The following is a 23,505-nucleotide window of genomic DNA, read 5'->3' on the forward strand; positions in this document are numbered from 1 at the left end:
TGTTCAGGACTCCTTGCTTTGCAGAAAGCGGGCCGAGAAGGTCTGCGTTGCGGCGCCGTTGCTGCTGTGGATGGGGTATGCGTTGCGAGTGGACTGGACGCAGATGGTGCGTTCCAGCGCCACGGCGGCCACTTCCTCGCCTTCATCCAGCACCCAGCTGAGGATGGAGTTGGGCGGGCGTGCATCGTGGCGAAGGCGCTGGGCGGCCAGGGCCCAGTGCAAGGGGCCGGTGGCGGCGCCGACCTGGCCGGTCATGGCTGCAGGCTCCCAGGTATCTGGCTGGAAGCTGCCGTCCAGCCGAGCCCGTGCCATGACCTGGATGGCCGCGCGCCAGTCCGATCCGTCGAAATCGGAAACGGCGCAGCCCACGTGTTCCTCCTTCCAGCCCGCGCCGTCGAGGGCGCCGCGCAGCACCTCGGCCAAAGGCGCTGCATCGGCCCGCTGGTGTGGCAGGCGATGGGGGCCGGCGCCGCGTGCCAGGGCGGGGACATGCAGCACCAGATGGCGGTCATCCCGGTAGGTCGTGTCTGGCGCGGCCTGCAGCAGCAGGGCGGCAGCCGCCTCTCCGGCAATGCAGCCCTGTGGGCGGCTGTCGGTCAACAGGCCTGCCTGGGCATGGGCTTGCACCAGGGTGGCTTCGTCCAGCAGGCTGTCTACCGCCAGCAGCAAGGCATGGTCATCGGCTGCGGTGGGCGTCCCCAGGGTCTGCAAGGCGTCATAGCCGGCGCCATGTCCTCCGAAGACGGGGGTCAGGGGAATGCTGATCAGGGGGGCCGACGCTTTGGGGCCTGCCCAGCGTTCCAGCGCGGCAAGTGTCTGGCGCCACAGTGCAGCGGCCTCGTCACCGGATACGCGCATGGGCAATGCCAGCACGATGAGGCGTGGCAGTGCGACCGGGGCGTCGGCGGGCCGGCTTTGCACGTCCGCAATGAGGTCGGCCAGTGCCGCGCCCAGCAGCTTGGCCAGGCGTGCCGTCTGCTGCTCGCCTTCGGTGATCTCAGGACAGGGGGCGATGGTGACGGGATGGGGGCTGACGGCTGCAACGACGAGTTTGCGCATGCGCTTTTGCATGCCGACCCAGGAGGCAGCCGACTGCCAGGCGCTGGTGCCGATGCAGGTGACTGCCCCGGCATGCTGGATGCGCCACAGGCAGGGGGATGAGGGTGGTGTGTTCGAGGAGGCCATGCGGGAACTCATTGCGGGGCGGCGGGGACCGCGGGGGCGTTTTCATGGGCCCAGAGATGGACCACGGCGATGCGTTCCTGCGCGGCAAGGGGCAGCAGGGCGCGCCAGACCAGCGAGGCATCGGCTTGCTCCGTGTCCACGGCCAGCGTGTCCCAACGCAGCTCCTGGGGCGGCAAAAGCGTGCCGCCCGCAGTCTCAGCCTGTGCCACAAGGGCCACCCGTGGCCAGACGAAACGCATCAGCGGCTCGGTGCCCATGTGGTGCAGTGCCAGTACGTCTCCGGGCCGCGGCGACTCGGCCAGCTGCAGCGATTGCGGTGCGGCGTTGCGGTGGCGTGGATCATGGTCCAGGGGCAACAGCGGTGCGCGGCTCTGGCGCCAGGCGTCGTCGAAGCTGCCCTGCAGCGCGCGGCGCGGCTGGTGGTGGGCAGGCACCAGGCCCAGGCCAAGGGCCTGTTCCGCCACGGTGTCATCCCAGTACCTGAGCGGTTTGTCCAGCGCCTGCATCCATGGCAGGGGCGCCGAGGCGGCCTGCGCCGCCGTGCCGTAGAAACCCATGCCGTCCGGGTTGTGCTCGTCCACCAGGCTGTTGCCCCTGGCGTCCAGCGTTTGTCCTCCAAAGGCAAACGGCCGCAGCAGCGGGATGCGCAATGACGGCCCCAGCTCACTGGCCTTCAACTGGCCAAAGTCCTTGATCCATATCCGTGGGCTGAATGCCCTCAGTGCGGCCAGGCGGTGCTGGCGGCCCTGGCGCTCATAGTCCACGGCGACGTCGATGCTGGAGGCCGGGCGCCCGTTCGGCGATACGGCGCAGGCGTCGAGCAGCAGGTCGAACCAGGGTTTGGGAGGCACATGCTCCGGTTCGCAGATCGGCCAGGGTTGCTGTGCACGCGGCTGAAGCACCTGGGCCTGGAACTCGTCCCTGGCAAGACTGCCCAGGGGGCGCAGCAGGCCGGCGCGGTGGATGGGGCGCTGGCGCTCGGCCGGCCGCAGCCTGGGCAGGTTCGTGGCGCCGGCGGCCAGCTCCCAGGTTCCCTTGGCGACGAGGGCCAGCGAGTGCACGCCCTGCGCGTCCGTATGGGGAAAGGCCTGGGCAGCGAACGGGGTGTTGTTGAGGATGCTGCAGTTCATTGCGCCGTCCCGTCGTCTTCCAGGCTGCTGATGAGCTGGATCGTCTCTACGGCAGTCATCTGCCGCCGGGCATGGTCTTCGTGGGACAACGGGAACGGCCGGCCGGTGCGGGCCGCATGCTCCACATACAGCCAGCGGCGCAGGCCGTGGCCTACGTCAAAGGCTTCCTCGAGCGGCAGCACGGTGTGCAGTGGCCGACCCGCACGCAGGCGGATGCCGTCCAGCGGCCAGAGAAGCTCCTTGAGCGCGGGATCTGTCCAATCGCCGATCTGCCCGGGCTCCAGCGCCTGGCAACCATTGGCGGCAAAGACCTCGCAGGCCAGGGTGCGCAGCGCGGCGGTGCGGGCGGGAGCCTGCCCGTGTGTATGGGTGAGCTCGCCTGGCACTTTGCCAAACACCAGCCGCAGCAGATCGCGCTCTGCGGCTGTGACCGGCCTGTCCTGTTGCTCGATGAAGCGCAGTGTCGGCAGCAGGCCTTGAAGACGGCCGGCAAGGGCCACCGTGCGCAGTACGGTGTCGGGGGGCAGACGCAGGCCCTGGGTGACGGCCGAAAGCGCCTGCTCAGGCTGGCGCGCGGTCCACAGCGCCATGGCGGTGTCCGTTGCCGAGGCCCAGAGTCCTGGGTGGGATTCCTCCGTGGGGCCATCGTTGGCGGTGAGTCGCTCGATGTAGCGCGCAAGCTCCCGCTGCAGCAGGCTCCCACCGGCTACGCACAGGATCTCCAGCGCACGGCGCTGCAGCGCCAGGTCATGGCCTTGCAGTACGGCGGCCAGCCGGGGCGCGGCCTGATCGGGCAACTGGCCCATGCGGGCGCAGGCCAGCAGGCAGGCTTCAGTGTCCGCACCCCGCCTGGCCGCTGCGTGTACCGCGTCAAGGTGGCTTGGCAGGGCCAGCAGGCCGGCCAGCTCCACGCCCAGGGCCTGCAGGCGGTCGTCGCCCGATGCCAGCAGGTGGACGCAGGTGTCTTCAGCGGCGTGGAACCACAGGCCATCGCGCACGGCAACGGGATGCTCCGGGAGCAATTGCGCAATCAAGGCAAGCCGTGCTGCGGCATCGGCCTCATGCGCTTCTGAAAGGGCGATGCGGACATGCGCCGAGCCTGCCCGGTCAACCGGCAGTGCCTGTGCGTGGGACGCGGCAGCTTCTTCCTGGGCCACTGTGCCGCCGTAGTAGCGGCATGCCGCCATCAGCATGTCCAGCCGCTGGTCGGTGGCCTTCAATGCCCTGAGTGTGTGTTCGGTCCGCAGCAATGCGGCGCGGCGGCCATAGGCACGGATGGCTGTCGCCAACTGGCGTGACAGCATTGCGGGCAGCGGCGGAGCGGCAGGAGCGCGGAAAAGGGGAGTTGACGTGTTCATTCGGTCGAAGCGAAGGGAAGGGCTTGCGGCGCATGCCGCGTTCGCAGGGGCGTTGCCTTCGGCGGCCTGGTCAGTTGAGTTCGATGGAGCCACCTTCGAGACGGTGGGTTTCGACGGCGGCAGCCGTGATGGTCTGGCCCCGGATCTGTACTTGCCCATCACGGGTGAACTGCAGTCGCGTGTCGGCGCAATGGATGAGCACGCTTTGCACGGCTTGCAGCTCCAGGCTGGCCACGCGCAGGCTCAGGGCACCGCTGGCGCGGTCGAATTCCCAGGGCGGGCAGGCCGGTGCCTGCGCTGCGGGCCAGGCGGCGACGATCAAGGGGGCAAGGTCGTGCTGCCCCTCCTCGGGACTGGGCATTGCGACCAGTACGTGCTGTCCGCTCACCAGTCTGGGCAGGTGGGTGGACGCGACCGCCTGCCACTGCTGGCCAAGGCACTCGATGGTGATGCTTCCATCGTCTTGCTGGGGTTGCAGAACCTGTGCGGGCTGCAGGCCAGATGCCGTGGGGATGGCCTGTGCCTGGGCCGGGCGTTGGAGTGCGGTCATGGGTGTGCTCCTTGAAGACTGGGGTGCTGTTGGGTGTGGCCGGGGCCGTGGCGTGGATCAGTTTTCATGGATGCCGCCGGAACTGGTGGTGACATCGTTGGCACCGATGAGCTGGATGCTGTTGCCATTGACGGTGATGGTTCCGTCTGCCTTGAGCACGAGGCTGCTGCTGCCCACGGTGATGGCGACGCTTTGCGCGTCCATGGTGATGTTGGAGCCGCCGCCGCCACCACCCGAGCCGCTTTCGGACGGCGCAACCACATTGCTTGCGAGACCGCCGCCGCCTGCGGAAGATCCGCCGCCACCACCGCCCCCAACGGTCAGCGAATACGTGGAGCCGACCGTGGTTGTCTTGGTGCTGCCGACCGTGGTGGACTGGCTGCTGCCCACGCTGGTGGTCTGGGTGCTGCCGACGATGGTGGCCATGATGGCGCCCACGTTCAGGTTGTAGGCGACGCCGACGTTTTCCATGCGCCCCACGCCCACGTTCTGCATGTAGGCGATGCCGATGGTCTCGGTCTTCATCTTGCCCACCTTGATCGACCAGTTGTTGCCGATCTTGTCCTTCTCGTTGCGGCCTATGGTCTTGCTGCGGTTCTTGCCGATGGAGATGTTCTCGTCGATGCCAACGTCTTCATTGCGGTTGTCGCCGATGCTGATCTTCTCGTTGTGGTCCACACGCTCCGTGCGGTTGTTGTGCACGGTGATGGTCTCGTCGCGGTCCACGGTCTCGGTGCGGTCCCGGTGGATGACGTTGGTCTCGTCTCGGTCGATGGTCTTGCGCCGGTCGTTGCCCACCCATTTGTCCTCGTCGTTCTCCACTTCGGTGAGCTGGTCCTTTTGCGCGTGCAGCCACAGCTGTTCGGCGCCCGCCTTGTCCTCGAAGCGGATGGCGTTGGCGTCGCCCTGGCCGTTCTTCATGCCCGCGCCTGGGGCGCCGCCCTTGCTCGACCGGGTCTTGATGCCCGATTGCGTGGCGTTGGCCGGCAGTGCCCAGGGCGGCATGTTGGCCGCGTTGTAGACGCAGCCCATGACGATGGGGTGGTCAGGATCCCCGTTGAGGAAGTCCACGATGACTTCCATGCCGATGCGCGGGATGTGCACGGCGCCAAAGCCCGGCCCGGCCCAGCTGGTGGCCACGCGCATCCAGCAGCTGGAGTTCTCGTTCATGCCGCCGATGCGGTCCCAGTGGAACTGCACCTTGACGCGGCCGTACTGGTCGCACCAGATCTCTTCGCCTGCGGGGCCCACGACGACGGCGGTCTGCGGGCCCGTGGTACGTGGTTTGGCGGTGATGCGCTGGGGCTTGAAGGGAAGGCTGGTGGGCTGGGCCTGGAGCACGAATTTCTGCACCGAGCCTTCGCCGCTGCCGCCGTCGCTGACGCGCGGGTTCTCCTCGAAGGCATAGTCGACCGCCGTGACCAGGTAGGCCTGGTTCTGGTCGCCGCGCGGATAGTTGTCCAGCGTGAAGGTGTAGCCCGGCGCCATGGCGCGGTGGTTGGAGCGGCCCTGCACCGTGCTCTGGCGCGTGAGGCTTTGCTGCAGGCGCACGCGGATATAGTCCTCGCCGTCGCCGGTCTCGGTGTAGCCGCCCGGCCATTCGTAGATCTCGTAGGCGTCGTGCGCGTGGCCGGGCGGGTTGCGGCGCATGTTGGACAGCTCGGCGCGGGGCTTCTTGAAGTCGTAGTCGTCGTTGTAGTGCCGGCCGGGCTTGACGCGCTGGTGCAGTTCCCAGGCGTGTATGCATTCCTCGCGCGCCACGGCGGCCTTGCCCGGCGGGTGGAAGGGGATGACGGCGCCGCCCTGCAGCGGGTCGTGCGAGGCGATGACATCGTCGCCCAATGTCAGCACATGCTGGCCCGCGCTGTGCTGGTGGTAGTAGCAGATGCCCTCGTGCTCCATGAGGCGCGAGACGAACTGGAAGTCCGTCTCGTTGTACTGCACGCAGTACTCCCAGGTGCGGTAGGAGCGCGTCAGGCGCTGCTGCATGGGGTGGCCGTAGATGCCCAGGACCTCGTTGATGATGTCCGGCACCGTCTTGTTCTGGAAGATGCGGAAGTCGCTGCGGCGCGTGGCCAGCCACAGCCAGGGCGACAGGCGTGCGCGGTACAGGAAGTTGCGGTGCTCGTCCTGGCCGCGCATGCCAAAGGCAGTGACCAGGCCGTCGATGTAGCGCTTGCCGCCGTCCTGGGTCTCCACCACCACGGTGGCGCCCTTGCCCAGCAGGGCCTTGGGGTCGATGCTGTCGTCCTCGCTGAGCAGGTCGATCTCCAGGGCGAACAGATGGCTGATTTCCTCGCGCCCCTGCAGCCGGCGCAGCTGCAGCTGGTCTGCCAGGGGGGTGTTGATGGTGACTCTGCGTGTCATGGTGTCGGATCTCGCGGTGCTTGGATGTAGACAAGGGGCGGGGGCGTCAGGTCCGGGTGGGCGGACCTGCGTGCGCCGGCGGTGGATCGGGTGGAGAGGTGCCTTTGCTGCTATCGGGCTGCGTACACCAGCCCTGGACGGGCGCCGTCTGCGTCATCCAGGGCTGGATCGATGACGGGATCGGGGCGAAAGGTGTGCCCCAGCGCGATGAACTGGTAGTTGCCGCGCCGGTCGGTGAAAACAGCCAGGCCGCCAGGCGTCAAGGCCACGTTGAACCAGTCGTTGTCGGTGCGCGGTTGGTCCAGGTCCAGCTTGCCGGACTGGCTCAGTGCAAGCACGCTGCCTGCCAGGCTTTCCAGGTTCAGAACGCTGAGCTGGCGGCCGTCAGCGCCATACAGCCGTAGCTCTCCGGTGGCTTCGACCTTGCTGAGGCCCTCGCCAAGGGGGACGGATCGCTTCATGGTGGCCAGCACGAACTGGCCGCCCGGCGCCAAACGCAGGTCCGGGGGGATGTCGCCGGAGCCATGGCGGAATTCGGCCAGGCGCACGATGCGCGCATCCGTGCGCAGCGCCAGCGCTGCGCCCGTGCCGCGCTGATCGGGCAAGGCATAGGTCAGCAGCACATTGCCTGCTGACCATTCGATGGCATTGGCCCAGGTCATCGCATCGGCTCCCGCCCAGGACTGAACCTGCGCGGCCATGGCTGCAGCCGGGTCCTCGTCCCGGGGCTGCACGGTCAGGCTTGCGTTGGCGGAGATGGCCAGACGGGGCGGTGCATCCAGGCTGCCCAGGTTGCGGGTCTGCTGCAGTGTCCATTGGGGCAGCTCGAATGTCAGCAACTGATACGGCTTGCGGCCATCGGCATCGGGATCCACATGGCTGCTGGCAACGATGTGGACCATTGCGGCAGTGCGATCCTGCGCATCGTCCGTGGCCACGGAGCGGGCCAGGCAACCGCCGGGGCGCACTCCCGGCTGTGCAAGCGCCGCAACGGCAGGGGGGCTGCCGCTGCGCTCGGACAGCTGGAAACTGCCCACTTTGGATCGTTGGACGAGGTCCAGGCGATCAACGGTGCCGTTGCAGTAAACGGTATAGAGATAGCGGTACGGGTCCTGGTCGTTCGACGAGGCGAAGCTGGCCGGCTTCGCCTGCACGGACGAGACGGCAGGGCTGTCATCCGCATTGCGCGTGCATGCGACCGACAGCAAAGCGCTGGCCAGCATTACGCCAATGGTCGCGAAGCGGCGGGAAGTAGCACTCCAGGGCATGGCTAGAAGTCCTCGCGGGCAAGCACGTTGTCGACATAGTTGCGATCGCCCACGGCGCCGCGCTCGGCGGCGGGAATCCTTTCCCATTCGGCGCGGGCCGTATTGCCGTCGGCGCTGACCGTCACCCACAGTTGATCGCCTTGCATGCGTATGCGGTACTCATGCAGATTGTTGGCATAGCCGTTGAAGCCGCGCAGGGTGTCGAGTTCGAGCTGCTCGGCCGTGTAGTCCGGCAGTTCCACGGGAATGGCTGGCAATCCTTGTGCGGTTCGGGCCTGGTTCCAGGCTCTGACCAGACCTTTGAACCGCTCGCCCTTGCGCTGCTTGCCAGGATATGCCCTTGCGAAGGCCTCCTTTTCCAGGAAGAGCTTCCAGCCGCCGCGCACGTTGTCCTTCCAGTTCCAGGTCTGATTGGCGGTCGGTGCCGGTCGGGTGAGTTGGCACAGGCCCACGCCACCCAGGCCATCGCTGCTGTATTTCGGCCAATTGCCGGGAGTGCGGAATTGTTGCAGCGAGCTTTCCTGCCGCATTTTTTTTCGAAACACGATCCTGTCGGCGCCAATGCTGTTGGCAAAGGCACGGATGGCGGTGCTCGTGGGATTGGTGCCGACGATGGTCCAGGTGGCGCGCGCCCGGCGCTCCACACCGGCCGCCCGCATCGTGACCTGCACGGTCAGCAGGCCTCCACGGACTTCGGTGAACGGGATGCGCCAGCTCGGGCTGGCGCTGGTCTGCGGTGGCAGAGGGCTGTGTGCAGTGCTTCGGCCACTTCCATACGCGGTGTTGGTAGGCGGTGTGCCGCCTTCGAACGTCAGCGTGGCCGACCATTCGAAGATGGGCGTGCTCCCTGCAGGCAGCGCTTCGTTCTGCAGGACGGCAGTCACCGTGATGGTGGGCATTTGGGCATCGGCCGTGATGGCGAACTGCGGTCCTGCGGGCTGGCTGGTAATGGCAAGTGGCATGTTCAGGGGTCTCCGTAAGACGATGGATGGCTGGTCCTAGCGCGATGCCTGCACAGCGCGGGCGCGCTCCAGGTGGAGCACGGCAGCGTCCAGCAGCGGGTCGCCGCCGGCCTGGATGGAGGCGGTGAAGGCCGCGTCCACGGGCACGCGCAGGCGCGGGGTCACGCCTTGGGCTTGTGCGGCGGTGTTGTTGCCGGCAGTGGGGCCGGTTTCTGCGAGCAGGGGGACTTGCACGATGAAGCCAGCTGGCAGGTGCACGCGTGTGGCGGGGCCGGTGGCGCCGGCCGTGGTGCTGGTGGCGACGATGTCGGCACGTTGGCTGTGCTGCAGCCAGGCGGCGAACAGTTCGCAGGGGCCGGCGCAGCCGGGGCCGGTGAGCACGGCGACGGGGGCCGTGAAGGGCGTGCCCGAGGCGGCCAGCGGCAGCTGGGCCGGCAGGCCCAGGCCGCCACGGCTGCGCCAGACGCGGGCGGCGGGGTCGAACAGGCGCTGGGCGGCGTCCTGCATGCGCAGCGGCTTGTCGCGTGTGTAGAGCGAGGCCAGCATGTGGGGCAGCAGCTGGTAGGCGTCGTCGCCCCGGTGGGCGCGCAGGTCGATGACCAGGCCCGTGACCCTGGCCTGGGTGGCTGCGGCCAGGGCGCCCTCCCAGCGGCTGAGCTGGCCGGTGGCGCCGTCGGCAAAGCTGTCGAGGGCGATGTAGGCCAGGTTGCCGCCCTGGGCGCTGCGCAGCAGGAAGGAGGCGAGGGCGGGCTCGGCCGCAGGCAGGGCCGTGGTTGCGGCGGGGGCGGCGTCCAGGCGCAGGGTTTGCTCCTGGCTGGCCGAGGGTGTGCCCGCTGCGGTGCGCAGGCTCAGCGTGGCGGGCGTGCCCAGGTCCAGCGCCAGCAGGTCGGCGCGGCGGGCTTCGGCACCGGCGCGCAGCGAGGCGGGGGCAATGCGGTCCAGGTAGCGGGTGGGGCTTTCCCCTTCGATGGCGAGGATGTCGCTGCCGGGCTGCAGGCCCGCCTTGGCGGCGGCAGAGCCTGGCGCCACGCCGGTGATGGCGATGCGGCCGTCCTCGCGCAGCCAGGTGCGCGGCATGGGCAGGTTGACGCTGCCGCGTGCCAGCAGCTGCGGGGACAGGCCCCGGTCTGTGCGGGCAGGCCAAGCCTGGCCGCCGGGCAGCAGAACGCGGTACTGGCCATCGCCCAGGCGCTGCCCCATTTCTGCCAGGGCCTGGGCCTGTGCGGCGCTGTCGCCGCGCTCGGCGGCGGTCTGCAGGCGCTGGCCGTAGTCGGCACGCAGCTTGCCGGCATCAAAGCCGCTGGCAGCGGCCAGCGGGTGGCGCTCGGCAATGAGGCCGATGAGGGCCTGGGCCGCATCGCCCGCGCCCAGGCGGGACAGGTCGATGTCCTGCGCGGGCTGGACGGCATGGAAGGCCAGGGCGATTTCCCGGGCGCGGTCGAAGCGCAGGCCCTGCGGCTCCAGCGTGACCACGGTGTAGCCGCGCGGCAGGGTGACCATGGGGTCGTCGGCGGTGAACAGGCGCCCGTCGGCGCCAAAGCCGGAAGGGAAGCGCTGCGTGGCATCGCTGGCCCAGACCAGCAGCTTGCCGCCCGTGGGCTCCAGGATGTCGCCGCTTTGGCGCGGCCATTCGGTGCGCACCGAGCTGGCGCGCAGCATGGCGTGCTGCTCTATGGCGTCCAGGCTGCGCCGGCCCGCGCGCTGGGGCACGTCGGCATGGACGGACAGGGCGAAGATGCGCACGCCCCGGCCCCCGGGGCGGGCACGGCCGGTGGACAGGTCATAGGTCGTGCCGTCGGGGTCGCCGGGCAGTTCGATGGCCACGCCGGTGCTGTCGCCGCGCGGCAGGGCCAGCCATTGCGACTTGGCCGGCGCCACATGGGCGGCCTGGCGCTGCACGAGGTACGGCCCCTGGTCCATGAGCGCGACCACGGCCTGGCCGCGCCGGGCGCTGTCCGTCCAGGCGTCGCCCAGCACGGCCATGACGCGGCGTGGGCCGCCCTGGTCGTCCTGCACGGGGGCGGCGCCGGAGGGCGGCGACTGTGCCGCCTCGGGCTGGGCCTGGTTGCGGTCCCACCAGGCACGGGCCTCGCTGGCGGCGCCGGTGGCCGCGTTGGTGGCCGTGCTGGCCGCGCTGCGGCCGGCCTCCAGCGCCTGCTGGCCGGCTGTTGCGGCGCCCGAGGCCCGCTGCACGGTGTCGGCCGCCTGGCCGATGGCGCCCAGGTCCAGCGCCTGCGCAGCCGGGGCGGCCAGCAGAGCTGCTGCGATCACTGCCGTGGCGGCGCGTGGCAGGCGGTGCCTTCTCATGCCGGCTCCGCAGCGCGGGTGCGCACGTCCAGCGTGAAGTCGTCGCCGCTGGCGCCGGCATGCAGGCTTTGCAGTTCCTGGCCTTGCACGGTGGCCTGCAGGAAGTGGGTAGCCATGCGCGGCAGCAGGTTCTGGGTGAGGATGCCGTCCACCATGCGCGCGCCCGATTCGACCTCGCTGCAGCGGCGGCGCACCAACTCCACGGCGGCTTCGTCGAAGCTGAACTGCGCGCCGTGGCGTTCCTCGATGCGCCGCTGGATGCGCAGCATCTGCAGCCGGATGATCTGCTCCAGCATGGCGTCGGAGATGGGGTAGTAGGGCACGACGGTCAGGCGGCCCAGCAGCGCGGCGGGGAAGGTCTGCAGCAGCGGCTGGCGCACGGCCTGTGCCAGGCCTTCCGGCGTGGGAGCCAGGTCCGGGTCGCGGCACATGTTGGCGATCAGGTCCGAGCCCACGTTGGAGGTCAGGATGATGACGGTGTTCTTGAAGTCGATGTAGCGGCCCTCGCCGTCCTCCATCCAGCCCTTGTCGAAGACCTGAAAGAACATCTCGTGCACGTCGGAGTGGGCCTTTTCGATTTCGTCGAGCAGGACCACGCTGTAGGGGCGGCGGCGCACGGCCTCGGTGAGGACGCCGCCTTCGCCGTAGCCCACGTAGCCGGGCGGCGCGCCCTTGAGGGTGGAGACGGTGTGCGCCTCCTGGAACTCGCTCATGTTGATGGTGATGAGGTTTTGCTCGCCGCCATACAGGGCTTCGGCCAGGGAGAGGGCGGTTTCCGTCTTGCCCACGCCCGAGGGGCCGGCGAGCAGGAAGACGCCAATGGGTTTGTTCGGATCGTCCAGCCGCGCGCGGGAGGTCTGGATGCGGCGCGTGATGGCCTCCAGGCCGTGGCGCTGGCCGATGACGCGCTTCTCCAGCGTGTCTGCCAGCGAGAGCACGGACTGCACCTCGTCACGCACCATGCGGCCCACGGGAATGCCGGTCCACTCGGCCACGACGGCGGCGACCACGCCGGCATCGACCACGGGCTGCAGCAGCGGGGAATCGCCCTGCAGCTCGGCGAGCTGGCGGCGCAGCGCTTCCAGCGAGGCCACGCTGGGTGGCTCGGCAGGTTCGGTTGCGGTGGCTTCGGCGGCCGTTTCCGGCGCCGCAGCGGACGGGTCTGCGGCGGCGCCGGTGGAGAAGACGGGCGGCTTCAGTCCCATGAGGGCGGCCTCGGTTTCCAGGATGCGGCGGGCCAGCGCGCTTTCCTGGCCAAAGCGCTCGGCCAGCGTGGCCTGGCGCTCGCGCAGGCCGGCCAGGTCGGTTTCCAGCGCCTGCAGGCGCTCGGCCGTGGGCAGGCCGAGGGCGGCCTCCCGCAGCAGCACTTCCTGCTCCACGCCCAGGGCCTCGATGCGGCGCTGCACGGCTTCCAGCTGGGCGGGCGTGGCATGCAGGGCCATGGCCACGCGCGAGCAGGCCGTGTCCAGCAGGCTGACGGCCTTGTCGGGCAGCTGGCGAGAGGGAATGTAGCGGTGCGACAGGCTGACGGCCGCGGCCACGGCGTCGGCCGCAATGCGCACCTGGTGGTGGTTTTCCAGCTTGGCGGCCACGCCGCGCAGCATGTCCACGGCGCGAGGCTCGTCGGGCTCGTGCACCTGAACGAGCTGGAAGCGGCGTGTCAGGGCCGGGTCTTTTTCGATGTATTTCTTGTACTCGGCCCAGGTGGTGGCGCCGATGGTGCGCAGCGTGCCGCGCGCCAGGGCGGGCTTGAGCAGGTTGGCGGCATCGCCGGTGCCGGCCTGGCCGCCCGCGCCCACCAGGGTGTGGACTTCGTCGATGAAGAGCACGATGGGCGTGGTGCTGGACTGCACGGCGTCCAGCAGGCCGCGCAGGCGGTTCTCGAACTCGCCCTTCATGCTGGCGCCGGCCTGCAGCAGGCCCACGTCCAGCACGCGCAGCTCCACGCCCCGCAGCGGCGGCGGCACATCGCCCTGGGCGATGCGCAGGGCCAGGCCTTCGACCACGGCGGTCTTGCCCACGCCGGCCTCGCCCACCAGGATGGGGTTGTTCTGGCGGCGGCGCAGCAGGATGTCCACCATCTGACGCACTTCGTCGTCGCGGCCGGTGACGGGGTCCAGTTCGCCCGCCTTGGCGCGGGCCGTCAGGTCCACCGTGTACTGCTGCAGCGCACCGCCCTGGCCGGGTGCGGCGCCCGTGGCCTGGCTCGCTTCGCCCGGCGTGCCTTCCAGCCCGCTGCCATCGGCCGCGCGCATGCGTGCCTCGGGCGAGTCGGGCAGCAGGCGGGCGAAGGCATCGCTGAGCGCGGGCTCGGAGATCTTGTCGAATTCGCGCGAGATGGAGCGCAGCTCATTGGCCAGCGAGCGCGTGCGCACCATGCCCGACAGCAGATAGGCGCTGCGGATCTGGCTGTCGTTGAACATCAGCGTGGCATAGACCCAGCCGCGCTCGATGGCGGTCTCTATGTGCTCGGAGAAGTCGCTGATCGAGGTGGCGCCGCGCGGCAGCTGGTCCAGGCGGCGCAGCACATCGGCGGCCAGGCGGTCGGAGGCGATGTCGAAGTGGCGCAGGATGCGGATCAGGTCGCAATCGTTTTCCTGCAGCAGCTGGTGCAGCCAGTGCACCAGCTCCACATAGGGATTGCCGCGCAGCTTGCAGAACACGGTGGCGCCTTCCAGCGACTTGAACAGCAGCGGGTTGAGCTTGCCGAAGAGGGATTGGCGGCTGATTTCTGTCATGGGTCTTGGGTGCTTAAAAAGAAGGGATCAATGGGCGGTAGGAATTGCCGGCTAGCGTTGGGGGCGGACTTCGACCTTGCGGCCCTTGGCCTGGCACTGCGCCAGCAGCCGGTCGACCCAGGCGCGTTCGACGAGGAAGCTGCTGCCGGTGATTTCCTGCGCCGTTTCACGGACGTCGGCGGCGAGGTGGATGGCCTTGGCTTCGGACAAGGCATCGCCATCCCAATGCGCTTCATCCGGCGATGGTTTGGCGGTGAAGCGGCGCTGCCCCAGATTGGCGATCTGGCCGCCTTCCAGCCAGACCATCCAGACCGACGAGCGCGCAGGGACTGCGCTGCGGTTGTGCTGTTGCACGAAGCAAAAGCGCTGGAGGGCTGAAGGCTTTCCGGGGCCAGTCGATGCCTGGCGGCTCTTCAAATAGATACGCAGGGCGGCTGGAGAAGGAATCAGGGATTGCGCCGGACGCGAGAAATCGGAAGCCCGCCCGCTTTCAGGCGCTGCCAGCAAAGGCAGGGCCGACCCCGCCAGGGTGGCCAGCAGACACCTTGCGAGCAGGCGACGGCCTTGCCTGACACGGCATGGGCCGGGAAAGCGGTTGCGTCCGATATGCGGCATGCGGCTATCGGGCAGGAGTCACTTTGATGGTGCGGCCCTTGGCCTTGCATTGCGCCAGCAGCATGTCCACCCAGGCGCGTTCGACGAGGAAGCTGCTGCCGTAGATTTCCTGGGCCGTTTCTCGCACGTCGGTCGCGAGCTTGATGGATTTCATTCTTGCCAGGCTTTCACCATCCGCTTTGGCGTCTTCTTTCGTCAGCGTTTTGGGCGAATAGAGATGCCAGCCCATATTGACGATCTCGCCGCCATTGAGCCAGACCATCCACACGTTCGGCTCGGGATCGGACGGATGGTCGGGACGCTGCTGCACGAAGCAAAAGGTATTGCTCTGGCGGGCTCTTTGGGTTTCCCAGACTTCATCCTTGAACTTCAGGTATTGCCGCAGCGCAGTCATGGACGCGACTCTTTCCTGCGCAGGCCGAGAGTAGTCGGCAGCCGTCGGCTGGGTTTGCTGGCTGCTGATTTCAGCCGGCGATGCCGGTGGCGGCGATGATTCGGAGGCTTGGGCACCTATCAAGCAGGCGCTCACTGCAATGGCAGTGGCAAGGCTGGCCATTGGGAAATGGCGATGCGGTTTCAAAGCGCTTGATCCGGTATGGGTTGGTGACATGGAGTGCCCTCCTTGGTTTTCGATGTGTTTGGGGATCAGTCGCGTTTGCGCAGCCGGGCATGTGTGTAGAACATGTTTCTAGCCAGCGCGGCGTGCTGAATGAAGTCGGCACCGGGAGAGCTGGATTTCGCAGTTCTCCAGGCGAACAGGCCTGTGGGGGTAGGGTCTGGCGGCACCGCGCCGGTGGCAACGTCCAGGGCCGCCTGCACAAAGTCCAGATAGGCCTTGCGTTTGGGATGCAGGCCGTTGTTGGCGTTGTCCACATAGTCGCGGAGGTTCTTGGCAATGTCGGGACCCAGCTTCGGATAGACGTTGAAGCCATGGAATTGGACCGATCCCCGGTCATCCGCCATGACGATGTCCTCGACGCTGGTGGCACCGCGGGCCATGAAGTCTTCAGGCTTTCCGCTTTTCAAGCGGTTCTCGATGACTCGGCGCATCCATTGCATTCCGGTTTTCACGTTGTCGAGATTCCAGGCCAGTGAGGTGTCGCCCGGCGAGACGCTTTCCGCCAGGAACAGCCTTGCCAGCATCCCCTCCGTCGTGCTCTCCGCAGGCAGCGAAATGCTCTTCTCCACCTGCACGGTGATGGCTGCGGGCATGACGCTGAGCCCGCTTCCCTGCACCGCCACGATGCTGAGCTTGGTGAGCCCGGGCTGCTGCGCCACGAAGTCGAATTGCCAGCTGTCGGCGCGGGCGTTGTGTACGGGGGGCTGGGCCGCAAGAATGCTGGGCGCATCGATCCTGGCACCCAGCTTGTAGGCCTTTGCGACGGCCTCGATCTTGACGCGCAGGCGGTTGCCCTCGACCAGCGTCAGCGTGGAAGGAACCGGTGCGTTGTGCGGGAACTTGATCTGTACGGTGGGCATGTGTGCGAGCAGGGAAGTGGTGATTCAGTGGTTCGGTGATTCAGTGGCTCGAGGACTGGGGCCGGGGCCGGGGCGCCGGCCCCGCACGGGCTGGCGGCGCTGGCGCAGCCAGGCTTCGGGGTCCATGCGGAAGTCGCGCGCGTCCTGTGCGGGCTCGGCATGCGTGAGCCAGGTGGTCCAGCCGAGCTGGGTGCTGCTGCCCAGCCGGGCGGCAGGCACTTCCTGGCGGCGCAGTACCAGCACATAGTCCCAGGCGTATTCGATGCCCAGGTAGTTGCGCACCCAGTCCACCAGGGTCTGGAACAGTGCGGCCTGGGGCAGCAGCTGCTGGTACTGCTCCAGGCCCAGCGGGCCGAGCACCAGGCGGAACTTGCTTTGCGCATCGGGCACGCGCGAGCCCACGACGGCATCCACTCCCAGGCGCGAGTTGCAGGGGCGGCTTTGCAGCCGGGTCTGCTGCCCGGGTTCCAGCTCCAGGTGGTGCAGGCAGTTTTCTTCCAGCCGCACGGGGATCTGGAAGTAGTGCGACAGGGCCTGGCACAGGCCTTCGGGATTGCGTGTCCAGCGGGTCAGGTGGCCGGCCATAAAGCGCTTGGCGTGGTCGGGCACGTCGTCGCGTGTGCGCTGGCTGGGCAGGCCGGTGCCGATGAAGCTGTCTATGTAGCGGCCGAAGGGGTCCTCGCCGGGGCGGTCCAGCGATGCCGTGGGCTGGGCGTCCGACCAGGCGCGGAACAGCAGCAGCAGCATGCGGTGGTGAAAGATGTCTGAAAAACGCGCCAGCGTGGCGTCGTCATGCTGGCGCAGGCGCTCGCGCACGTATTCGGTGATGTGCGTGGGCAGCGGTCCGTTGGGGCCGTAGAGGCCGAAGTTCCAGACCGTCATGCGCTCGGGCTCGCCGGCGCGCGAGGGCAGGATCTCGGCGATGGTGGCGGGCGCGAAGGCCAGCGACGGGTCCTGGCCCAGGCGCAGCGGTTCGTCCTTGGGGCGCGTGGCCTGGCCCAGGCGCGGCAGGCCGGGGTGGCGCGCCTGCAGGTAGCGCAGGCTGTGCATCAGGTCGAACTGGTAGGGCCTGGCGCTCAGGCGCTGCCAGAACAGGCGCGCCCGAGCGTCCTCGGACGCGTTCGCCTGCACGGTGGGCAGCTCCGGGTCCTGATCGGGCACCGGCTGGGCAAGGGGAGCGTGCGCGGCGTTGCTCATATGCCGGGCCGTTGTCCGGGGCGTGGCGCCCAGTGCGCGACGGGGCCGCGCTGGCGAGAGTGCAGCTGCAGCTCGGTGAAGCTGTTGACGCCCACGTGGCGGGCAAAGAACCGCTCCAGCATGTTGGCCAGGGGCCAGGGGCTGACACCGGCCATGGCCGGCTCGTCCACGCTCAGGTGCACGCCCACGCCGCGCCCGTAGACGAGCTGGCGGTGCTGGGGCAGGCGGCGCGTGATGGGTTCGATGCGCATGCCCTGGATGGCGGCGATCTGTCCGGCCAGTTGGTGGTTGCCCAGGTCCAGGTACAGGCGCAGCAGCTCTTGCAGCGTGGCCGCGCCTTCCTCGTCGGACAGGTCGGTCATGGCCAGGTAGTTCAGGCTCAGGTGGGAGATCAGCCGCCAGGTGAGGCCGCCATCGGCCACGGCCGGTATCGGGGCGCTGGGGCCGGCGATGACACGGGCCCAGTCCACCGGTGCCGACTCCTGAAGGGCAAAGTCGCCGCCCGGCTGGTTGACGCGCATGAGCAGGGGCAGGTCGCGATTGGTGCACAGGGTATGCATGGACAGTTGCTTGAGCTCGTCGGAGAACGGCGCCTCGCGCTGGTCCACCAGCGAGATGAAGACTTCCGAGCCCAGGTACTGCGTGCGCGGGCCGCTGCGCAGGCTGCGTTCGGAAAACAGCCGGGGCTCGCGCCGCGTGGTGAAGTAGGCCTGCTCGGTGGAGTGCAGGCCGTGAGTGGATGCGTACAGCGGCGCAAATTCACGGTCCTGCGTCTTGCCTTCGTGGTGCCCGGTGACGGCCTGCACGCCGTAGACCTCGAAGTCCAGCGGCCGCATGCGGTCGGCAACGACGTGGTATTCGTGCACGTTGGAGGCCACGTGCAGGCGGTCCGCCGTGTACTCGAACAGGTTGATGGCCGGAATGCAGTGCATCAGCAGCTTGGCCGCGTCGATCTGCGGCTCCAGCGTGGGCGCGGCGCGGCGCAGCAGCAGCGTGATGCCCACGCCGTCGTGGGCAATGCGGCGCATGCTGCGCGACAGGCCGTTGATCGAGAAGAACCGCTGCCGCGCGGGAAACGCGAAGTACTCGTGCAGCAGCCGGTGGCCCTGGAAGGCGCGGTGCGAATAGGGAATCAGGGCCTGTTCGCTGTCATGGCCCTCGGCGCGCAGCGCATCGGGCGGGAGCACGTCCCAGACCTGGCGCGGGTCCTGCGGGTGGTGGACCACGATGGCCAGCGTCTGCGTGTGGATGAGCTCCTGCAGATGGGAAGCTACGACGTCGCCCGCATGGATGTACACCCACAGCTGGTCCAGCGCCACCTGCATGCACTGCGAGGCATCCAGCGTGGCCAGCTGCAGCCGCAGGTGGCCGCCGGCCTCGCCCAGCTGGGGCACCAGCGCATGGGGCAGGTCCAGCGCCGGGCCGCCCAGGCGGGCCTGGCGTATCTCCAGCGGCCACAGCGTCAGCGGCCCGCCGGTGCGGAAATCGCAGATGGTCTGCTCTTCCTGCACCTTGTGGGTGCGCAGCACGCTGCCCGAGGGCAGGGTGAATCCATCGACCAGGTTGCCTTCCTTGGCACTGGGCTTGAGCTGGACCACCACCATGGATGGCGTGGGCGCCAGGTAATGGGGGCAGACCATTTCCAGCATGCGCTGGGACAGGCGCGGGAACTCCGCGTCCATCTTCAGCTGGATGCGTGCGCTCAGAAAGCTGAAGCCCTCCAGCAGGCGCTCCACATAGGGGTCGGCCACATCGGTGTCGTGCAGCGAAAGACGGCCCGCGACCTTGGGAAAGGCGGCAGCGAACTCGGCGCCCAGCTCGCGCAGATAGGCCAGTTCGCGGTTGTAGTACTCGACGAGGCGGGGATTCATGGTGTGTGTGGCGGCGTCCGGGCTCAGGCCCTGAGGTTTTGCAGCGAGACCTGGCCCGTCTCCAGGTCCAGGCTGGTCTTGAGCAGCAGCTCCAGCGGATAGGGCATGGACCAGAACTGGCAGCGGATCTCGAACTGCAGCGTGTTGTGGTGGTTGAGCTGCTCGGTGGAGGCCAGCAGCGTCACGGCCAGCGTCTTGGGCAGGATGCGCGGCTCGAAGGCCAGGATGCTTTCGCGGATGCTGCGTTCCACATGGCCCCAGTCCAGCTCGGACAGCAGCTGGCCGGCCAGCGGCGGCATGCCGTAGTTGATGACCGAGCGCTGCACATGCTCCAGCCCCTCCATCTCCACGTGGTCCCAGGCATCGCGCGCATTGAGCAGCCAGCCCAGGTCGCGCAGCAGGGCCTCGCGCAGGCGGGATTCGTTCACGAAGACCGCATCGGGCCGCTCGGTGCGCAGATGGGGCTCATGGTCGGTCAGCCGGTCCAGCAGGGCGGGCTGCAGCCGGTCCTTGGCTGCGGTCGCCTGGTTCTGGCGCGTGCGCAGCGTGGGCATGGGGTTGAGGGGACTGGGGCGCATGGCTTGTTTCTTCAGGAACCGGCCGGCCGGGCAGCCGCCAGGGGGGTCACGGGCTCCTTCGCCTTCAACGCCGGGTCTTGGCGGCAGGCGGAAAGAGGGCGCGAACGGGCAGAGAAGATCTGAACGATCTGCTCCTTGTCATCGGTGGACACCTTCATGCAGGCGCAGCCATAGCCGTGGCTGCCATGGCCGGTACGCAACCAGTCACGGTTTGCAAAGCGGGGCCAGTCACCCTGGGCCTGATGGCCGCCCTGCACGCCAACGGTCCAGTCGGTATCGCGATCGGTCAGCGAGGCATTGGCGGGCGTGGGATTGTCGAACCAGCCGCAGCGCAGGGCATTGGCCGGGCCGTGGCTGGAGGCCGATGCAGGCCACGGGCCCAGATACAGCAAGGCAGCCAGCAGCAAGAACGGGCAGCGCAGGGCTTGCGGGGACGCGGGGGCGACTGTTCCGTGCATGGCCTGCTCCGTCATCGCGTGGCGGTGCTCAGCGCCAGCTGGCGCACCTGCAGCATGGGAAAGTCCTCGGAGTCGGTGACCCAGGTGCGCTGGCCGTGGCCGGCGACGTGGCCTGCGGATTCGTCAGGATCGGAGGCATCTGTGTCCAGCGGGCTCCACTGCGTGCGGCGCGACATGCGGACGGCGTCGTCATCGCCGGGCGCCAGCGGATAGCGCGCAGGCATGAAGCCCTGCAGCGCGCCGCCCTCGCGCAGCGTGACCTCGCAGGGCAGCCAGATCAGGTCGCGCAGGTCCTGCACGGGCTCGAAGCCGATCTGTGCAATGGCGTCGAAGGGCAGCCAGTAGTAGCTGCCGTGGGCCAGCAGCTCGCACACGGGCCCCAGGCGGGTATCGCTGTCGGCCAGCCATTCGAAGCGGTGCTCGCCCATGTGGCCGGCCGTGGCGGGCGCTTCGTCCAGGGCGCGGGCGCGCAGGTCCTGGGCGGCCGCTCCTTCATGGGCCAGGGCGTCGATCAGGCAGGCCAGCCATTGCGCGGGCTCGCCCATGAGAAAGGGCTTTTTCTTGCCGGCGAAGACCTCGGCGCGCAGCACCTCGCAGCGGATGGCCTCGCGGTAGGCGCGCGCCATGGGCTCGCACGAAGGGTCGAGCTGCGCGCACAGCTGCAACTGCTCCAGCGCCTTTTGCCATTCGCCCAGCACGCACAGCAGCTGGAAGTAGTAGACGCGCAGGGGCGCCGAGGCCGGGGCCTGGCGGATCTGGTCCTTCAGGGCCTTGAGTTGCTCGTCCAGGGAAAGCTGTGAGGTGAAGCTGGGCAGGGGCATGGTGAAAACGCAGGAAAAAGAGAGGGGCGGGGTGCGGCTGCGCCCCGGTCAGTCGTCGTAGGAGCGGCAGCCCCAGCGCACGGCGTCGGGCGCCTCGCCGGCCACATGGCCGATGACGATGCGCGGTGGCGTCTCGTCCACGCCCTTTCTGAGCGGCATGGCGCGTGCGTACTGGGCGGGCAGTTCGCCGAAACCTTCCAGGTTCCAGCTGCTGCGCGCCTGCGGTCGGGCCTTGGTGCGCTGGACCAGCGCCTGCAGGCTGCCCGTGGCGCGCGCCGCGACAATGCTGCCGCTGCCGCCGCGCACGGTGATGGAGGACACCTGCGTGCCATCGATCTCCAGCGGCGTGGCAAACAGGTAGAGCAGGTCCAGGCTTTCGCCGGGCGCGCGGTCCACCACGGTCACGCCCTGCGCGCGCAGGCGCTGGGCGAGCGCTTCGTCGCGGCCATCGGGAAACTCGATGCGGCAATGCAGGGCGTCGGTGAACAGGGTGGTGATGTCCGCTGCCGTGGCAGGTGCGGCTTGCACCGTGGCGCAGGCCGTGCCGGCCAGCAGCAGGGTGAAGAAGGTTTTGGAACAGGCGTTCATGGCGTGGCTCAATGGGCGCATCAGGCGCATCAGGGATGGCGGTAGATCTTGAAAGCGGGCTTGTGGGTGCGGTAGCCGGGGCCTGCCCAGAAGCCGTTCTGCTTGAAGTCCGAGATCCAGACGCTTCCGTCGAACATCTGCATGTGGCCGGCGGGCGATGAGGTGAAGCCCTGCATCACCGCCACATCGCCTTTCTTGTAGCCACCTTCGGGCATGGCGTCGTAGCGTGTGAAGCCGGCGGCCACCAGGCTGGTGCCGTAGTCCTTGGCATCACGCGTGCGCTGCAGTGCGATGCCGCCAGCGCCGATCGCATCGCGCACATAGCGCGCGCAGTAGCCGGCAGAACTGGCGCGGGCATTGGTCTGCAGGGTGGCGACGGCGTTGTCTACATTCCAGGGCATGAAAAGCCTCTCTGAGTTGGGTCCTGGAGGGGAAAGCTTCTCCAGGCCTGTTTCTTGTTATGGGGCCTGGCCCTGGTGCGAGCGTGTCGGCACCAGGAGCCAGGTGGACGGACAGTCTTACTTCGCGCCCTGCTTCACGGAAGGCAGCTTGGACACCAGGCGCAGCGACACCGTCAGGCCTTCCAGCTGGTAGTGGGGGCGCAGGAAGAACTTGGAGGTGTAGTAGCCGGGGTTGCCCTCGACTTCCTGCACCTGCACCTCGGCGGCGGCCAGGGGCTTGCGGGCCTTGGTTTCCTGCGAGGAGTTGGCCGGGTCGCCGTCCACGTAGTTCATGATCCAGTCGTTGAGCCAGCGCTCCATGTCGGTGCGCTCGCGGAAGGAGCCGATCTTGTCGCGCACGATGCACTTGAGGTAGTGCGCGAAGCGGCAGCAGGCGAACATGTAGGGCAGGCGCGCCGACAGGTTGGCATTGGCCGTGGCGTCGGAGTCGTAGTACTCGGCGGGCTTGGCCAGCGACTGGGCGCCGATGAAGGCGGCCACGTCCGAGTTCTTGCGGTGCACCAGGGGCATGAAGCCGTTCTTGGCGAGCTCGGCCTCGCGGCGGTCGCTGATGGCGATTTCCGTGGGGCACTTCATGTCCACGCCACCATCGTCGGTGGGGAAGGTGTGGGCCGGCAGGTTGTCCACCGCGCCGCCCGATTCCACGCCGCGGATGGAGGTGCACCAGCCGTAGTACTTGAACGAGCGGTTGATGTTGACCGCCATGGCGTAGGCCGAGTTGGCCCAGCAGTACTTGCCGTGGTCGCCGCTGTCGGTTTCTTCCTCGAAATCGAATTCATCGACCGGGTTGGTGCGCGCGCCGTAGGGCAGGCGTGCCAGGAAGCGGGGCATGGCCAGGCCGATGTACTTGGCGTCGTCGGACTCGCGCAGACTGCGCCACGCGGCGTACTCGGTGTTGGTGAAGATCTTGGTCAGGTCGCGCGGGTTGGCCAGCTCCTGCCAGGATTCCATCTGCATGATGGCGGGCGCCGCGCCCGAGATGAAGGGGCAGTGGGCCGCGGCAGCCACCTTGGCCATTTCACCGAGCAGCTCCACGTCCGGCGGGCTGTGGTCGAAGTGGTAGTCGCCCACCAGGCAGCCGAAGGGCTCGCCGCCGAACTGGCCGTACTCCTCTTCGTACACCTTTTTGAAGACGGGGCTCTGGTCCCAGCCCACGCCCTTGAAGCGGCGCATGTTGCGGTGCAGCTCCTTCTTGGAGATGTTCATGACGCGGATCTTGAGCATCTCGTCCACCTCGGTGTTGGTCACCAGGTGGTGCAGGCCGCGCCAGGCGCCTTCGAGCTTCTGGTAGTCGTCGTGGTGGATGATGCGGTTGATCTGCTCGGACAGCTTGCGGTCGATCTCGGCAATGATGGCCTGCACCGTCTGGTAGGCATCGTTGGACAGCGTGATCGCCGAGCCCAGGGCCTGCTGGGCCAGCGTCTGCACGGCCGCTTCCACGGCTTCGCGGGCCTGGTCGGTCTTGGGCTTGAATTCCTTTTGCAGCAGGCTGCCGAATTCGCTGCCGGCCAGCGCCTGGGTCGATTGTTCGAGTTGGGTTGCGGTATTCATGACGTGCTTGCCTTCCTGATG

Annotated in this window: 20 protein-coding genes; all 20 read right to left on the bottom strand. The window is 68.2% G+C overall.

What is annotated here, in order from left to right; all coding sequences use genetic code 11:
- Positions 1-3: 3 nt before the first annotated feature.
- Positions 4-1,185, bottom strand: a complete 1,182-nt coding sequence (locus tag G4D77_RS30315; RefSeq protein WP_154834266.1) for a hypothetical protein — start codon at positions 1,183-1,185, stop codon at positions 4-6.
- Positions 1,186-1,193: 8 nt separating this feature from the next.
- Entirely contained in the window at positions 1,194-2,315 is a 1,122-nt protein-coding gene (locus G4D77_RS30320) for a DUF2169 family type VI secretion system accessory protein (RefSeq protein ID WP_016453364.1), read from the bottom strand.
- The gene (locus G4D77_RS30325; protein WP_227741005.1) at positions 2,312-3,673 is read right to left on the bottom strand and encodes a hypothetical protein; all 1,362 of its coding nucleotides are present in this window, start codon (positions 3,671-3,673) and stop codon (positions 2,312-2,314) included. The genes G4D77_RS30320 and G4D77_RS30325 overlap by 4 nt, the downstream gene beginning before the upstream one ends.
- A gap of 70 nt (positions 3,674-3,743) precedes the next feature.
- Positions 3,744-4,223: a hypothetical protein gene (locus G4D77_RS30330; RefSeq protein WP_016453366.1), complete on the bottom strand. Its 480-nt coding sequence runs from the start codon at positions 4,221-4,223 to the stop codon at positions 3,744-3,746.
- Positions 4,224-4,280: 57 nt separating this feature from the next.
- A complete protein-coding gene (locus tag G4D77_RS30335; RefSeq protein WP_154834267.1) occupies positions 4,281-6,590 on the bottom strand; it encodes a type VI secretion system Vgr family protein in 2,310 nt (769 codons plus the stop codon).
- Positions 6,591-6,700: 110 nt separating this feature from the next.
- Complete coding sequence (locus tag G4D77_RS30340) at positions 6,701-7,858, bottom strand: hypothetical protein (protein WP_016447001.1); 1,158 nt, start codon at positions 7,856-7,858, stop codon at positions 6,701-6,703.
- 2 nt (positions 7,859-7,860) lie between these two features.
- Positions 7,861-8,757: a hypothetical protein gene (locus tag G4D77_RS30345; protein WP_223275298.1), complete on the bottom strand. Its 897-nt coding sequence runs from the start codon at positions 8,755-8,757 to the stop codon at positions 7,861-7,863.
- A gap of 99 nt (positions 8,758-8,856) precedes the next feature.
- Complete coding sequence (locus tag G4D77_RS30350; protein WP_154834268.1) at positions 8,857-11,127, bottom strand: S41 family peptidase; 2,271 nt, start codon at positions 11,125-11,127, stop codon at positions 8,857-8,859.
- The gene (gene tssH, locus G4D77_RS30355; protein WP_154834269.1) at positions 11,124-13,865 is read right to left on the bottom strand and encodes a type VI secretion system ATPase TssH; all 2,742 of its coding nucleotides are present in this window, start codon (positions 13,863-13,865) and stop codon (positions 11,124-11,126) included. The genes G4D77_RS30350 and tssH overlap by 4 nt, the downstream gene beginning before the upstream one ends.
- A 51-nt stretch (positions 13,866-13,916) precedes the next feature.
- Positions 13,917-14,480: a hypothetical protein gene (locus tag G4D77_RS30360; protein WP_154834270.1), complete on the bottom strand. Its 564-nt coding sequence runs from the start codon at positions 14,478-14,480 to the stop codon at positions 13,917-13,919.
- Between the two features lie 4 nt (positions 14,481-14,484).
- Positions 14,485-15,090, bottom strand: a complete 606-nt coding sequence (locus tag G4D77_RS30365; RefSeq protein WP_227472492.1) for a hypothetical protein — start codon at positions 15,088-15,090, stop codon at positions 14,485-14,487.
- 35 nt (positions 15,091-15,125) lie between these two features.
- Positions 15,126-15,959, bottom strand: coding sequence for a hypothetical protein (locus G4D77_RS30370; RefSeq protein WP_126311374.1), 834 nt, complete (start codon positions 15,957-15,959; stop codon positions 15,126-15,128).
- Between the two features lie 24 nt (positions 15,960-15,983).
- On the bottom strand, positions 15,984-17,156 hold the full coding sequence (tssG, locus tag G4D77_RS30375; protein ID WP_154834271.1) for a type VI secretion system baseplate subunit TssG: 1,173 nt from the start codon (positions 17,154-17,156) through the stop codon (positions 15,984-15,986).
- The gene (tssF, locus tag G4D77_RS30380; RefSeq protein WP_016446993.1) at positions 17,153-19,027 is read right to left on the bottom strand and encodes a type VI secretion system baseplate subunit TssF; all 1,875 of its coding nucleotides are present in this window, start codon (positions 19,025-19,027) and stop codon (positions 17,153-17,155) included. The genes tssG and tssF overlap by 4 nt, the downstream gene beginning before the upstream one ends.
- Before the next feature lie 23 nt (positions 19,028-19,050).
- Positions 19,051-19,605, bottom strand: coding sequence for a type VI secretion system baseplate subunit TssE (gene tssE / locus G4D77_RS30385; RefSeq protein ID WP_016453373.1), 555 nt, complete (start codon positions 19,603-19,605; stop codon positions 19,051-19,053).
- An 11-nt stretch (positions 19,606-19,616) separates the two neighbouring features.
- Positions 19,617-20,063, bottom strand: a complete 447-nt coding sequence (locus tag G4D77_RS30390) for a DUF4087 domain-containing protein (RefSeq protein ID WP_154834272.1) — start codon at positions 20,061-20,063, stop codon at positions 19,617-19,619.
- Between the two features lie 11 nt (positions 20,064-20,074).
- A complete protein-coding gene (locus G4D77_RS30395; RefSeq protein ID WP_154834273.1) occupies positions 20,075-20,884 on the bottom strand; it encodes a type VI secretion system accessory protein TagJ in 810 nt (269 codons plus the stop codon).
- Between the two features lie 48 nt (positions 20,885-20,932).
- Positions 20,933-21,472 (bottom strand): hypothetical protein, encoded by a 540-nt coding sequence (locus G4D77_RS30400; RefSeq protein WP_227741007.1) that lies wholly within the window; start codon positions 21,470-21,472, stop codon positions 20,933-20,935.
- 29 nt (positions 21,473-21,501) lie between these two features.
- Positions 21,502-21,873 (bottom strand): hypothetical protein, encoded by a 372-nt coding sequence (locus tag G4D77_RS30405; protein ID WP_013802359.1) that lies wholly within the window; start codon positions 21,871-21,873, stop codon positions 21,502-21,504.
- A 117-nt stretch (positions 21,874-21,990) separates the two neighbouring features.
- Complete coding sequence (gene tssC, locus G4D77_RS30410; protein WP_012205676.1) at positions 21,991-23,484, bottom strand: type VI secretion system contractile sheath large subunit; 1,494 nt, start codon at positions 23,482-23,484, stop codon at positions 21,991-21,993.
- Positions 23,485-23,505: the final 21 nt, after the last annotated feature.

It is taken from the genome of Delftia sp. WY8 (assembly GCF_018437695.1).
Classification (GTDB): domain Bacteria; phylum Pseudomonadota; class Gammaproteobacteria; order Burkholderiales; family Burkholderiaceae_C; genus Comamonas; species Comamonas tsuruhatensis.